Source organism: Nocardia amikacinitolerans NBRC 108937, from assembly GCF_001612615.1.
Classification (GTDB): domain Bacteria; phylum Actinomycetota; class Actinomycetes; order Mycobacteriales; family Mycobacteriaceae; genus Nocardia; species Nocardia amikacinitolerans.
In genome coordinates, this window is record NZ_BDAU01000033.1 from 1 (window position 1) to 13,613 (window position 13,613).

A 13,613-nucleotide genomic window follows, 5' to 3' on the forward strand; every position below is an offset into this window, starting at 1 on the left:
ATTCACACCTCGTCCATCTCGTGTGTTGGCGCGAATAGTTGCCTGCTTCCGATACCTTTCGATTAGTGCCTCTATCTCAGCCGGGTTCGGCTCATCGATACGTCTTTCGCCCCAGTGCTTTTCGAGATATCGCCAGTATGTTCCGTAGTTGCGTAGGGTGCTGTCGTTGGCCCTTCCCGAAACGATGTGGATGTAGATCTGGAATGTCGGCACCGGAGCTGCGGCATGTGGGCTGGTTTGCAGGTCTTCGACGGTCAACCCGAGACGCGCCAGCAGGTGTAGCGCGGTGCTGATGTCCTCCTCGGTGGTCACGGCCTGTGCTCCCAGATTTGGTGTCCGTAGCCCCACAGCGCCTCGACGACCGCTGATGGTGGATACACAGCGATAACGTCTTGTGTGGGCGCTGCCGTAAGCAGGACTCGTTCGCCGGCGGTAAGCGCACAGCCGCGTCGGATCGCGGCGGGCAGGTAAAGGAAGCCGTTGGCATGGATCGAGAACGGTCCCGATCGCGATCGTCGAATTACCGGAATTTGTATCTCGATAGTGATCGAGAGGCAGTCACTGGGAGTCCACGGCATCACGCGGAATAGTGATTTGTTGGCGAGACGGCCGCGTTTGTCCAGAGTTGTTGTGGTGTAGAAGAAATCGCTTATCGGAGGCCGCGGCAGTGCTTCAGGGAATTGAAATGGGATGGTGTCGAGCGTCTTAGCTCTTCTTGTCCGGTGATGGAGCAGGCCGTCGAACTCGACGAGCGGCTCTGGATGACGGGGACCGCGCTGGTCGTCGTTGCCAGCAAGTTGGTCAGCCGCTGTCTGTCCCGGCTGCTTCGTGGTCGGGGGTGTCTCGGTGTTGTGTTCGGTGCTGGACCTGTTCGAATGGGCTGGTGGCGGCCGATGGTCGCGTGGGGCTGCATGCGGTTCGGGCCGTGGGACTGGAGGCACGGGACGTTCACTTTCTGTCCGTCGTGCCTGTCTGTCCCGGGTCCATCAAACCTGAACTTCAGCGTTAGCGCCACCCATTCCGAGACGCGGGCCGCCGAGCCGTGCGGACAGTGCGTCATCGAATTCTTCGTTGATCCGGAGATGAAGGCTGCGCGCGATCAGTCCGGCTCAGACCGGATCCCGCTTTTGGGTCTGGCCGCATTGTCTTGGCCGCGGTCGGATGGTCGGCTCGGCGCCGAGCAGCCCACCCTCGCAATGGCATCCGCGCAGTACGGCTAGCCACTCGCCGGTTCCGCGGTGAACCCGCCTGGCTCCGGTGGATGGAATCCGGCCTCATCAACCGAGTGGTGGCAGACTTTCACCACGGGCGCGCTGCCCGATGATCTCAGCTTCGCGCGGCACGCTACTCGCTCGGCCGACGAAGGATGAGATACGCCCGGTGGGGATAGATCGGCTCGTCGGCGGCTGCCTCCAGTCGAGCAAGGGTTGCCAGATCAGGGTAGAGCTCGCCGCGCACGATCCGGCCGACCGCGTTCGGCGCGATCCCGGCCGCCAGCGACAGGGCTCGATGGGAAAGGCCCCGCCTAGCGCACAGGTCGTCGAGCGTGCGGGCCAGAGCGAGGCTGTAGTGCACGGGCAACGGAGCATCCGGCTGAGGCACGGCGTCGTGTGGCCACTCACCCTTGGTGTAGGTCTGCGGAGCCTTGTCGCCGCGCACGCTGCCCTTCCGCCGCATGTCGCCATTCTCGTCAGCCCACATGATTCCGGGTCCTCCTCGAATCCGTTCAAGCGCCACCACTGTGATACATATATGTACTGCGGAAGATCTTGTGTCAGCCAGCAGATCAGGAAGGCCTATGACCTTTCAGTTTGGACCGCCCATCGATCTCACCGACCTGCCGAACTTCAGAAGGATGGATGTGCGTCCCCGTTGCTCGGTGTTCGTCGGGCGCGTATCGACCAAGGACAATCAGAATCCGTCCTCCTCGCTGCCGCGGCAGGTGGTCCCCGCCTCCGCGCGACTGGAGGCGGGGGAGGAGTTCGCCGGGTATTACTGGGATGTCGAGTCCGGGATGCTTCCGCCGGAGTTACGCAGCCTCGAACCGCAGGAGATGTATGAGGCGCTCGGTGTGCCGCTTCCTCGCGACGGCGGACTCCAGGATCTGGTGGACCGTGCTGAGCAGCTGGGCGTCACCCATGTGCTGGCCGAGCGCTCGGACCGTGTGGCACGCGCGATGCTGACCAGTCTCACCGTCGAGCACGAGCTCGGGAAGGTCGGGGTGGAGGTGGTGTACGCCAATGAACCAGTCGGTGGCACCGAATCGGGGCGGCTGCGCACCCGCCGCTACAGCCAGGTCGATGCGGAGATCTACCGGACCGTGCTGATGGAAATGTCGATGGGCGGGCAGATCCAGCATGCCATCAACGGCTGGAACCACGGACGCCCGCCCTACCCCTACACCACTGTGATCGATGAGACCGCGCCCACGCCTGCGGGGGGACGGTTCGGCGCGACGCGGCCGAAGCGCAAACTCGTTCCCCATCCCGACTCGTGCCGATTCGACGCAGCCCGCGAGCTGTGCCGCCTGCGACGCGAGGAGCACCTGAAGTCGGCGGAGATCATCACCGTTCTGGCCGCCGACCCGGACCGGTACCCGATCGAAGGCCGATGGACGCACAACCTGGTAGAGGGCCTGGCCGCGAACCCGAAACTCACCGGCCACCAGGTGTACAACCGGCGGGCAAGCCGCACCGGCCGTCCCGGGTTTTCCCGGCAGAATCCGGTTTCGGAGTGGGTGTGGTCGCCGGAAATCGTGCACGAGCCGGTGGTCAGCCTGCAGGAGTGGAAACAGGCCCAAGAAGTCACCGCGGCGCTGCGCGCGGGACGGCAGGAGGGCGGCTCGCTGTTGCGTATCCGCGTCGTGGCTCGTCAGCGGGGGCTTACCGTCACCGAGGTCAGCAGCAGTGATACGCATACGCTGTACCGGATCGGGGGACGGAAGGTGGTCTTGCCCTCCCCGATTCCGGACATGGTCGCCCAAGAGGTAATCGCCGACATGAAGAATGCGACATGAGCGAACGCATCGAGTGCCGGGCCTACCGGCGCGACGGGGCCTGGGTGGCGCGCGTTCCCGAGCACGGGGTCTACGGGTACGGGCGGACGTTGAAGGCGGTGGGGGACAGCATCTCCGACGGGCTCGCCCACATCGGCGTGACCGCACAGGTCACCGTCATCGCGGTGACACCGGAGCTGGAGAATCTGCGGGCCGTCCAGGACACCTACACGACGGCCCTGCGGGCGGCGGTGACCGCCCTGGCACTGCGCTCGACCACACTGGGGGACATCGCCCAGGCGACAGGAGCGCCGACCACACGAGTCAAAGCGCTCCTTGCCGATCGGTCGGCACCTCCCGCAAACCTCGACTCGCCGCTCCCTACAGGACACACCGCGGAAAGTCCGACACGCTGAGCGGCGTCGGTCAAGGGCGGCGAACCGTCGCCTCGCGTGGCCGACGTCCAATGAGTCGTGTGTGGCTGCGCTCGAAAGCGCGCCGTGACCGTAGATCGCGGCTGTACGCTCAACCGGCCGGATCGGGTGCTCGGCGGGTGACCTTCACGCCGACCTCCAGTGGTGTCTGGTCGAGATGGAGGCGGGGCCATGTGAGCCGCACTGTGGTGATCTGGGCATTGGATGCGTTGTTGACGAGCAGAACGTGCGCTCGGCGTGCCTGTCGCTCGATGGCCTCCTGTATCAGCCGCGGTGACTTGCCACCCGGATCGTGCGCGCGTACACCGCTTCTGCGGTGCCGGAATCCGTCGCGGCCTGCTCGAGCCAGGTCCATCCCCGTGACTCAACGATTGGCCTGATCCGCTCGAGCCGTGCAGCCGAATCGGCATGGTGATCGAGCACCGCACTCGGCACAGAAGCCGATCCACCGCACTACCGCACGCGCGCCTGCACCGGAATCCCGGGATCGGCGAATTCCCCCCATCATGTCACCGAGCGTACGCAGCTCGGCTGAGCGCGACCAATCATCGACCAACGGCGCGGCCAGCGGCGCGGCGCCGAACACGAGCACCGCGTACGCAATGTCGTTCGGTGATTGTGCGGTCGGCGCCGTAGTTCGCACAGATCAGACTCGCTGTGGGGCCTTGAGATCCAGGTCTCGTTGTGCGACATCACTTGTCGGTGACGACCGCCAGAATCCCGCATGCACCAATACCGACCGCGGCGGATCGCCCCTCAGGAAGCATACGAGCGAGGGATTGCGCCCCGATTCGCCGTCTCGACGAACAACCCCGAGGACTACACCCGGATCACCGAACTAACGAAGCTGGCGGGCATCCCGGACGGAGAGCAAATAGGCGGCGGCGGGACGGATGGAGTTGCGACACGAGTTGGTGTGCTGCATGGACATGTCGGTCACCAGATATTGACTCCAGCAGTCGCCGGCCGACGGGCAGCTGTGGTGCAGCGGGCCATGTAGTTGGAAGGGCGGCCTCGCTGGTCTGACGCCGCAGCGAAAGCGCAGTTGGATACTGCGAGTCGATTGCAGGCTACAAGTGACGAACACGGACGCCTCATCGTCGGTCGTGTTGGGGCGGGATGGGGCGTCGACGGCGGGCTGGGCGGCGACGACGCGTGGGGCGAGAGGGGCCGGTGGTGTTCGACGCAGGCCTCTTGTTAAGCTTCGTGGGGCGACTGGTCGCCTCCAATGCGGCGGCGATGTCGTTGGCGGTGAGGAACCACGATCTGCCTGTTTTGTGTCCGGGGAGTCGCCCTGCCCTGAGTTGCTGCTCGTACCAGCGGCGCGACTTGCGCAGTGCGCGGGCGCCCACCGATACCGAGTAGGTCGGTTCATGCGGTGGACGCACAGATCCCACCCGCTGCGGTCGGATCGGCTCCTGGTCGTCGTCGACGGCGCTAAAGCGGGGTTGCTGGCGATGGCCGTTATTCGGGAGTGGGTTTGGGCCTGCTGATCGGGTTCTGGTCATCGGCCGTTATGGGGCGGTCGGTGCTTCATCGAGTTGGGAGCGGGGTGTCGGCGTGGCGCGCAAGGTTGTGGTGACGGTTGTCGATGATTTCGACGGTCGTTCGCAGGCGGCGGAGACGGTGTTGTTTGCGGTGGATGGTGTCGGTTACGAGATCGACCTGTCGCGGGAGAACGCGGCTAGGTTGCGGGATGTGTTCGCGCTTTGGGTGGTTCGTGGCCGCCGTGTCGGTAGAGCGGGTCGGCGCAGCAAGAACATCGAGTCGGTTGGGAAGGCCGCGCCGCAGCCTGGTGTGGTCCGCGAGTGGGCGCGGGCCAACGGGTACAGCGTGCCCACGCGCGGCAGGGTACCGGCGAACGTCGTCGCCGCTTACGAGAAGGCCGCGTCCTGACACGAACGGTGATGGGGAGTACGGGACCCGTCCTCCACAGGTCGAGGCGGAGGACGGGCCGCTTCCCCGTGGACCCGAAAATGCCGCCACAGCTCCGGGCCGACCCGACACTAACCGGCAGGTGCGCACGGGTAGTCCGTTTCGACACGAGTCGCATCACGCTCCGATGTTGGTCCGGATCAGCGGGGGCTGTGTTTCGGTTACCGGTCGGGTGCCAGCGGGTGGGTTCTGCGGTGAGCGCGGCCAAGGCTCGTGCGACCTCCTCGATTCCGGCTCGGGTGTAGAGGATGGTGCTGCCCTCGCCGTTGGCGTCGGTGTGTCCTGCGTAGGCGCGGGCGACGGCGTGGCCGAAGTTGCGTTCGACCCAGGTCAAGGTGGTGTGGCGTAGCCAGTGGGTGGTGATGCCTTGGATCGCGACCTCGGGGACGTGGCGTGCGATGCGTTGCCAGAGTTGGTCGTAGCGGCCGCGGGAGATCGGTCGGCCGCGACGGTTGCGCAGCAGCGGTGCCGCCGGGGCTGCGCCCCGGCTGTCGGCATAGATCTCGGCAGACCGCACGGCGCATCAGCAAACGGCGTCTGCGCTCTGCCCGCCGGCCGGGCTCGTGCCGATCTACGTTGACCGACACGAGCCAAGCGGAGCGAGGCGTCGTACAGGGGATCAGACCTGTGTCGACGCGGACTTTCCAAATTCGCTGACCTCGAGACTGCCGCACGGCCAATCGCCGATGAAGTGCGAATTGCCTACGCTGGGTGTGCGATTCAGTGCACCTTCCACTTGATGGAACCGCGCCGTGACGCTATGGCTGCGCTGGACCAGGGCGTGTCCGCAACTCCGACGGCGCAACACCAAAGGCGGCACGAAACGCGCGACTGAAGTGGGGCGCATCGAAGAAGCACCATCGCGCGGCGATCGCGGCGATGCTGACGTGGCGTGAACCAGGAGCCAACAGATCCCGCCGAGCACCACAGAGGCGTTCGTTTCTGATGAATTCGGAGACGGTCTCGCCAGCGGCGGCGAATGCACGTTGCAGGGTACGGGGGGAGACGTGATGTGCGGCTGCGACGGTGTCCGCGGTGACGCTCGGGTCCGAAATATGCACGCGGATAAAGTGTTCCGCCTGTCGGCGCAGAATGTCGGTGGGGGAGGCGCGATCGTCGGTGAGGGATGCCCACACGATCGACGTCACCAGGTTGACTGCGGCGGAGCCGAGGAAATGGGTCGGTGGGGGAGCTGTGAGCTCGTCCGCGGTGTAGTCGGCGACCAGATCGGTGAGCACCGGGCCCGGTCCTGTGATCGCGGTGTGTGCATGGCGCATGGCGGCATCGATATCGTGAGGCGCAAGCTGCAGTGCCGATCGAGGGAAGGCGAGCACCGTGCCGCGCCAACCTCGTTGGAATGTGAGCCGATACGGTTGGCTCAGGTCGTAGAGCGCGAGCTGCCCGGCGGCGAGGGCCACCTCGCGTCCGTGCTGTTCGACGACACCGTGGCCACGCGTCAGCAGACACACCTTCAAGGACTCCGTCGGCTGCTCACGGGCGGCCGCGGGTGATCTGAGCAGCACCTGCGCGGTGCCCATGACGTCGTAGGCGTCGACCTCCCCGAAATGTGCCGTCCGCAGTGTGCCCTGCACCGACTGGTCTCTGAACGACTGCGCGCGCAAACCGTTGAACTCCGCGGCGAGCGCTTGGTGCCACGGTTCGCTAGGGGACAGTCCATTGTTCGGCAACACGAGCAACCTCACGGCGTCATCCGGTCGTTCGTATTGTGCAAGCCTCCCGAGATCGACCGGGGAATTTCCGGCGAAAAGGACTGAACGGATATGTCGTCGGACGACAAGTGACCTGTCGGCTGTCGGCAAGGCGGCCTGTCACCACGCGCCCACCATGACACCACCGGCGTGGAACCCCACGTGCGACCGGGATGTGAAGGAGTGATGGTGATGGCCGGATTACTGGGCGGAGACCACTGGCACAACAAGATCTACAGCAACGGTTGGATCGATTCCGCTGGCGGCGTTTTGAAGGTGACCGAACCCGCGACCGGCGAAGTCCTGGCCGGAGTTGGGCTGGCGAACGCGTCCGATATCGACCGGGCGGCCGAACGCGCGGCGGCGGCGCAGCCTGGGTGGGCGGCCGTGGTCGGGCCGGAGCGCGCGGCCGTATTCCGCAAAGCGGCAATGCTGCTCGATGAGAACCGCGACGAGATCGTGCGATGGTTGGTCCGGGAAACCGGATCCACGCAGTTGAAAGCCGGATTCGAGGTCGAGCTTTCGCTGGCCGAACTCTGGGAAGCGGCGGCGCTGCCCACCCAGCCGTCCGGGCAGGTGTTGCCCAGCGCCTCGGAGGGGCGGCACAGCATCGCCTACCGGGTCCCGCTCGGTGTGGTCGGAGTGATCACGCCGTGGAACTTCCCGCTCTACTTGGCCCTGCGGGCGGTGGCGCCGGCACTGGCGCTCGGAAATGCCGTGGTGCTCAAGCCCGATGAGCAGACCGCGGTCGTCGGTGGCGTCGCTCTGGCAGAGTTGTTCGAGCGTGCCGGGCTGCCCGACGGCGTACTGCAGGTCATGGCCGGTGATGCCGAGCCAGGTCAAGCACTGTGCGAGAACCCGCGCGTCGCCATGGTGTCGTTCACGGGTTCCTCGGAGGTCGGCCGGATGGTCGGAGCGTCGGCGGGACGCACCCTGAAGCGGCTGTCGCTGGAGCTGGGCGGCAACAATGCCCTGATCATCTTGGACGACGCCGATCTCGACGTGGCGAGTTCGGCCGGGGCGTGGGGGGCCTTCGCGCACCAGGGACAGATCTGCATGGCCGCGGGACGGCACATCGTGCTCGAATCGGTCGCCGACGAGTACATCGACCGAATCGCCAAGCGGGCAGCGGCTTTGACCGTGGGCGACCCGAACAAGTCCGACGTCGCACTGGGCCCGCTGATCAACGAGCGCCAGGCGGCGAACGCCGAACGGATCGTGACCCAAACCATCGCCGCGGGCGCGGCGCTGCGCGCGGGCGGGACCCGCGACGGACTGTTCTTCCAGCCCACCGTGCTGGCCGGCGTCACCGCGGCGATGCCCGCATTCCGGGAGGAGATTTTCGGCCCGGTCGCGCCGGTGATCGTCGTAGGCGACGAGGACGAGGCGATCGCAGCGGCCAACGACACCGAATACGGTCTGGTCGCTGCCGTCCAAACCGGATCGCCCGAGCGCGGGCACGCGCTGGCGCAGCGATTGCGCACCGGCGTCGTGCACGTCAACGATCAGACAGTCAATGTCGACAACTTCTCGCCGTTCGGCGGAATCGGTGCCTCGGGCAACGGTTCTCGGTTCGGGGCTCCGACGAGTTGGGACGAATTCACCCAGTGGCGCTGGGTCACCAGCCGGGCGAAGGCCCAGGGATATCCATTCTGATCGGTATGGAATGAACTGAGCTACAGGGGAATTTGGTTGTGCAGATCGCCCATCCACGAGGCGTACACGTGGGTGGGCGGCACTTCCTTGTGCCCCGGCGCACGACGTATCGGGCCCGGGGTGGTTACGACAGTACGGGGAACAGGAATGAGCCGATACGATCCGCGCGGCACGGTCGCCGTGGTCACCGGGCGGTACGCGAAGGATCGGACTGGCCACCACACGGACGTTGCTGAGGCGCGGGGCCGAGGTGGCGATTGTCAGTGGGCCGGTCGCACGGCGCCACGGCCGGTGTCGTCTGCTACGGCTTCGTGGACACCCGGCATGGTCGGGTTCGAGTTCGATACCGCCCCTCGGGGGTGCCTCCCTGCTGCCATCTGCGACGCTAGCCGCAGGACGGTGGGTGGCGTGCTCGCAATGATCACAACTGCCGCCAGAAAGAGTGCAGAACGCACAGTCGGAAGCCGACTGCTCCATGAATGAACCCTGGTGGCGCTGCAGATGTGGTCGAAATGAACAGAGTTGACGAAAATCATGTGCATGGTGAACATCAATTGGGAGTTTCTCCTCGGCTAACGTGAAATTTGTGTATAGCGACAAGCGAAATCGCCTGGCGCGCAATGACCCACGCTGGGAGGCATCGTGACGAGCTCGGTGATAGTCGATTCCGTCGCCGGTTTGTGGCAGCGGATCGGTGCGGAAGACGCCGGTGCGCTCTCGGAGACGATGGGCATCGAGGTTCTGGAAGCGGAGCCGCTGCGAGCGGTGGCGCGGATGCCTGTCGAGGGGAATACGCAGCCCTATCGACTGCTCCACGGAGGTGCGTCCTGTGTTCTGGCCGAGACTGTCGGTTCCATTGCCGCGGCGTTGCACGCGGGACCGAATCGGATCGCACTCGGCACCGAACTCAACGCCAGCCACCATCTTTCGGCCGTGGGCGGGTATATCACCGCGGTGGCGACGCAGGTGCACGGCGGCCGGAGCGCCGCCTCTTATGAGGTCGTGATCAGTGACGATGCCGGTCGCAGGGTGTGCACGGCGCGGTTGACGTGTGCGATCCGGCCTCGATCGGAGCACGCCGCACTACGCCAAGCCCAGTGATTCGGGCCGCTGTGCGCATCGCCCACACTGTCGCTGGCTCCCCGCTGACCTGCCCCGAGGCCTCGATCAGCACATCCGGATCGAACGGGTTCCGGTGAGGGTGAACCCGAACTTCGCGGCCAGGACGACCTGGTCACGAAACCCACGTACTGCCTCGCCCAGCAACTGCTCGGTGGGTCCTGTGCCCTGGCCATAGACCTCGGCCGTGGCGAACAGCGTCACGCCGAGCTCGAATGGCCGCCAGATGGTCGTGCTCCCCTCGCGATCACTCGGACCGTAGGCGTAGAAGTTGTGCCCATGGCCCTCTCAGGCCGTGCGCGGACACTTTCATTACCTTGACATTTCCATCGACAACTAGATTGCGCGCGACGGCCAGGTTAGTGCGCCCACGGCCGTACGGCAGGCGCACAATGGGTGCGCAGCGACGCTCTTCGGCCATTGGGCAGAATGCACAGTCCTGCGCCTATCACTAGGCGGAATGTCCTTTCGGTCGCAGCTCGGTGGAGCCGATAGTGGTGACAACACCTCGCGCGCAATCACGTCCGGAATGTTCTCTGCGCCGAGTATCCGCAATCAGGAGTGGTGAATGCCTCGCATTCGCCACCGCGAGACTCGAAGGAGTTGACCATGAGCAAGTGGACGAGTGCGCAAATCCCCGATCAGACGGGTCGCACGATCATCGTGACCGGAGCGAACAGTGGGCTCGGCTTCGAGACCGCGAAAGAGCTGGCACGCCACGGTGCCCATGTCATTCTGACCGCCCGCGACAATGCCAAGGGCGCATCGGCCATCGACCGGCTGCACGCCCAGGTGCCCAAGGCCGATGTCGAGTTGAAGCTACTGGACCTCGCCGACCTCGATTCGGTGCGTGAATTCGCCGCCGACATCAACCAGGTCGGCCAGCCGCTCGACGCGATCATCAACAACGCCGGTGTCATGTGGCCGCCACGCACGCTGACGAAGCAGGGCTTCGAATTGCAGTTCGCCACCAACCATCTCGGGCATTTCGCGCTGACCGGATTGCTACTGGATCGGCTGTCCCAGTCCGCGCATTCCGGTGGCGATACCCGGATTGTGGCCGTCAGCTCGGTCGAACATCGAGGCGGTGCAATCCTTTTCGACGATCTGACCGGTGAGCGCGGCTACGATCCCCGCAAGTACTACTCGCAGTCCAAGCTGGCGAATGTGTTGTTCGGTCTCGAACTGGATCGGCGTCTGCGTGCTGTGGGCTCACCGATCCGCAGCGTGATCGCCCATCCCGGCTATTCGGCCACCAACCTGCAGACCAGTGGTCCGACCGGTTTCCTCAAGTTCTTCTTCGGCTCGATCGGCAACAGGCTGATGGCGCAGCCGGCGGCCCACGGCGCGTGGAACGAGGAGTACGCCGCCACCGCCCCAGAGGTTCAGGGCGGGCAGTTCATCGGCCCGGACGGATTCAACGAGTACCGCGGCCACCCGCATGTCGTACAGCCGGACAAGCCCGCGTTGGACAGCGATGTCGCGCGACGACTGTGGGAGCTGTCCGAGCAGCTGACCGGCGTGACCTACAACTTCCGTTGATCGCCGTCCGAGCAGAGAAAGGGTCCCCGCGATGACCTGTCTTCCCAGCGACCCGGCTACCTCGGCTGCAGAGGCCGACGCGGTGCTGCTCGACACCGAACGGGTGCGCACCTACAGCTGGACGGATCCCGAGGCGGTGTCGAAGCAGGCAGTGCATCTGTCGGGTATCGAATTCCTGCGTGCGACACGGAATTCAGGTACCGCGGCCCCGATGAACCACACGGCCGGAGTCGACCTCGTCGCGGTGGACGACGGTGAGGTCGTGCTGGAATTCGTGCCCCGAGAATGGCAGTACAACCTGAACGGAAACGTGCACGGCGGCATGATCTGCACGATTGCCGACAGCGCCATGGCGATGAGCGCGTTGAGTACGCTGCCAGCCGGATTCATGCCGACCACAACGGATCTGCAGATCCGGTTCTTCCGCCCCGTTACCACGGATATGGGTGTGGTCCGCTGCATCGGGACCGTGGTGCATCGCGGGCGCCGGACCTGTGCCGCGCGCGCCGAATTGCGTGACGGCCGCGGCCGGATACTGGCCCAGGCCACCACGACCTGCCTCATCATTCCCCGTCCAGCCGACGACGACAGCCGAGTTCTCGGAGGCTGAGCAATTCGGCAGTGGAAGATCGAAGGAGAAGACCGTGCAACGAAGCACAGCTACCACCGCTCACAGTCCCGACATCCCGGCAGGCGGCGATGCGGCCGAGCCCGATTACGCGCCGATCATGCGCGATATCCAGCAGCGGTTGAACTTTCCGATCGGCGCGCGCCTCGCGGAGAACCTCATCTACGCTGTCGGGTTCATCCGAACCTGCGGCGGCGTCGAGGATGCCGAGGCGGTCGACCGAGCCGGCAGCGGGAAGATCCACAAACAGGGCGACCGTCGAGCCGACGCGACGGCCGACTACTTCCAAAACTGGATGACCTACGGAGCCACTGGTGCGCAGACCCGTGAGTCCGTCGCGAAGGTCGCGGCGATGCACGAGCACTACAAAAAGAGCTACACGATGTCCAATGCGGCCTTCGTGCACGGTGTCGCCCTGTTCACCATCCTGTTCGACGAGATTTTCCAGACCGTCGGCCTGGATGTGTTCACCGAGGAGGAGAAGGCCGCGCAGGCGGCGCACTGGCGCGCGATCGGCGAGCAGCTGCACGTCCACGATATGCCCGATACCTGGGCGGGCTTGCAGCGGTTCAACACCGAGTACGAGCACAATCCCGCGTACTTCCGTCCCACGCCCGAGGCGCACCGTTGCGCGGAAGCCCTGATCGACCAGTTCAACAACCGGTGGTTGCCGCGCGCGCTGCATCCGCTGGGACGAGCGCTGTTGCTGTCGCTTGTCCCCGACCACGTCCTGGTAGCGGTGGGGGAGCGCAAACCACCCGTCGTGGTCGTTCACCTGCTGCGTATCGCTGTGCGACTAGGTCTTCTCGCGCAGTGGCGGGTGGGTGCAATCCTGCGACGTTCGCGTGCTGGGCAGGGTCGCTAGTCGGACCTGTCGCGGACGGCGTCGAGAAGCGGGCTGGCGACATCGCCTGGCCTGCTGTCTGCCCGGGGTGCGTGCTCGATGGCTTCGAGCACCTTCTCGGTCCCCGAGACCTCCAGATCGGCGATGGCGATCAAATGGTCGAGGCTGAGCAGCTCGAAGAACACGCTGCGCTGATGCGGTCCGGAGAGCGAAGCGGAGAACTTCGCGCGAGCTTCACGCAGTGACTCGGCACGCTCGGCCATATGAGCTCGATAGTCCTCGAGCAGTCGACGCATGGTCTCACCAGGCAGCAGGTCACCGAGAAACAGCCGCATCATCATGTGATGCTTCATGTCGGCGCCGCGGATCGGCTCCGACAGATGTTCGGTGAGAGTCGAGGTGCCCGCCACGGCGATCGAATACACCTGCTTGTTCGGTTTGCCGTCCTGGACGACGGTCTCCTTTGCGATCAGCCCGCGCCGCTCGAGTTCACGCAGTTTCGGATATATCTGTGTGCGCGGCGTTTCCCACCAGGGCGACAGTGCCCTGGCGTAGTGCTTGCCGATCTCGTAGCCCGTCATCGGCCGCACGCTCAACAACCCCAGCAGCGCGACCTCCAGGTCGGATAGCTGCGGCAACGTCTCGCGTGGTTCGCCTCCATTGGTCACGAGTGCATTCTGCCGCCAGTGGTGGCGTTCGAGACAGTCGACATGTGCACATCGCCCATTCATGTCGGCCACGACTAGGCACC

13 protein-coding genes and 1 pseudogene are annotated in these 13,613 nt (G+C 65.2%); 9 read left to right on the forward strand and 5 right to left on the reverse strand.

What is annotated here, in order from left to right; translation table 11 throughout:
* Positions 1 to 312, reverse strand: a pseudogene (locus NAM01S_RS35255) (hypothetical protein); the annotation flags it as partial.
* A gap of 413 nt (positions 313 to 725) precedes the next feature.
* Here NAM01S_RS35255 and NAM01S_RS24020 point away from each other — a divergent pair.
* Positions 726 to 1,220 carry a hypothetical protein gene (locus NAM01S_RS24020; RefSeq protein ID WP_067788913.1) on the forward strand — a complete coding sequence of 165 codons (495 nt, stop codon included), beginning with the start codon at positions 726 to 728 and terminating at the stop codon, positions 1,218 to 1,220.
* 124 nt (positions 1,221 to 1,344) lie between these two features.
* Here NAM01S_RS24020 and NAM01S_RS24025 read toward each other — a convergent pair whose 3' ends face one another.
* Positions 1,345 to 1,677 carry a helix-turn-helix domain-containing protein gene (locus tag NAM01S_RS24025; protein ID WP_084483235.1) on the reverse strand — a complete coding sequence of 111 codons (333 nt, stop codon included), beginning with the start codon at positions 1,675 to 1,677 and terminating at the stop codon, positions 1,345 to 1,347.
* Here NAM01S_RS24025 and NAM01S_RS24030 point away from each other — a divergent pair.
* From NAM01S_RS24030 to NAM01S_RS24045, 3 genes are all read left to right on the forward strand, one after another.
* Positions 1,676 to 3,016, forward strand: coding sequence for a recombinase family protein (locus tag NAM01S_RS24030; RefSeq protein WP_084483236.1), 1,341 nt, complete (start codon positions 1,676 to 1,678; stop codon positions 3,014 to 3,016). The genes NAM01S_RS24025 and NAM01S_RS24030 overlap by 2 nt on opposite strands.
* Entirely contained in the window at positions 3,013 to 3,411 is a 399-nt protein-coding gene (locus NAM01S_RS24035) for a hypothetical protein (protein WP_067788921.1), read from the forward strand. The genes NAM01S_RS24030 and NAM01S_RS24035 overlap by 4 nt, the downstream gene beginning before the upstream one ends.
* A gap of 1,578 nt (positions 3,412 to 4,989) precedes the next feature.
* Positions 4,990 to 5,325, forward strand: a complete 336-nt coding sequence (locus NAM01S_RS24045) for a histone-like nucleoid-structuring protein Lsr2 (RefSeq protein WP_067788927.1) — start codon at positions 4,990 to 4,992, stop codon at positions 5,323 to 5,325.
* Between the two features lie 797 nt (positions 5,326 to 6,122).
* Here the strand turns inward: NAM01S_RS24045 and NAM01S_RS24050 are convergent.
* Complete coding sequence (locus NAM01S_RS24050; RefSeq protein WP_067788930.1) at positions 6,123 to 7,067, reverse strand: helix-turn-helix domain-containing protein; 945 nt, start codon at positions 7,065 to 7,067, stop codon at positions 6,123 to 6,125.
* Between the two features lie 198 nt (positions 7,068 to 7,265).
* On the opposite strand from NAM01S_RS24050, the gene NAM01S_RS24055 reads away from it, so the two are divergent.
* Complete coding sequence (locus NAM01S_RS24055) at positions 7,266 to 8,729, forward strand: benzaldehyde dehydrogenase (RefSeq protein ID WP_067789250.1); 1,464 nt, start codon at positions 7,266 to 7,268, stop codon at positions 8,727 to 8,729.
* 642 nt (positions 8,730 to 9,371) lie between these two features.
* On the forward strand, positions 9,372 to 9,830 hold the full coding sequence (locus tag NAM01S_RS24060; protein ID WP_253799281.1) for a PaaI family thioesterase: 459 nt from the start codon (positions 9,372 to 9,374) through the stop codon (positions 9,828 to 9,830).
* 66 nt (positions 9,831 to 9,896) lie between these two features.
* Here NAM01S_RS24060 and NAM01S_RS35260 read toward each other — a convergent pair whose 3' ends face one another.
* Entirely contained in the window at positions 9,897 to 10,076 is a 180-nt protein-coding gene (locus NAM01S_RS35260; RefSeq protein WP_157107878.1) for an aldo/keto reductase, read from the reverse strand.
* A gap of 381 nt (positions 10,077 to 10,457) precedes the next feature.
* Between NAM01S_RS35260 and NAM01S_RS24065 the strand changes: the two genes are divergently transcribed.
* The 3 genes from NAM01S_RS24065 to NAM01S_RS24075 are packed head-to-tail and all read left to right on the forward strand — an operon-like array spanning position 10,458 to position 12,883.
* Complete coding sequence (locus NAM01S_RS24065) at positions 10,458 to 11,390, forward strand: oxidoreductase (protein ID WP_067788932.1); 933 nt, start codon at positions 10,458 to 10,460, stop codon at positions 11,388 to 11,390.
* A gap of 31 nt (positions 11,391 to 11,421) precedes the next feature.
* Positions 11,422 to 12,000, forward strand: coding sequence for a PaaI family thioesterase (locus NAM01S_RS24070; protein ID WP_084483238.1), 579 nt, complete (start codon positions 11,422 to 11,424; stop codon positions 11,998 to 12,000).
* A 34-nt stretch (positions 12,001 to 12,034) separates the two neighbouring features.
* Positions 12,035 to 12,883, forward strand: coding sequence for a DUF2236 domain-containing protein (locus NAM01S_RS24075; RefSeq protein ID WP_067788935.1), 849 nt, complete (start codon positions 12,035 to 12,037; stop codon positions 12,881 to 12,883).
* Here NAM01S_RS24075 and NAM01S_RS35265 read toward each other — a convergent pair.
* Entirely contained in the window at positions 12,880 to 13,530 is a 651-nt protein-coding gene (locus NAM01S_RS35265) for a PadR family transcriptional regulator (RefSeq protein WP_067788938.1), read from the reverse strand. The genes NAM01S_RS24075 and NAM01S_RS35265 overlap by 4 nt on opposite strands.
* Between the last annotated feature and the right edge of the window lie 83 nt (positions 13,531 to 13,613).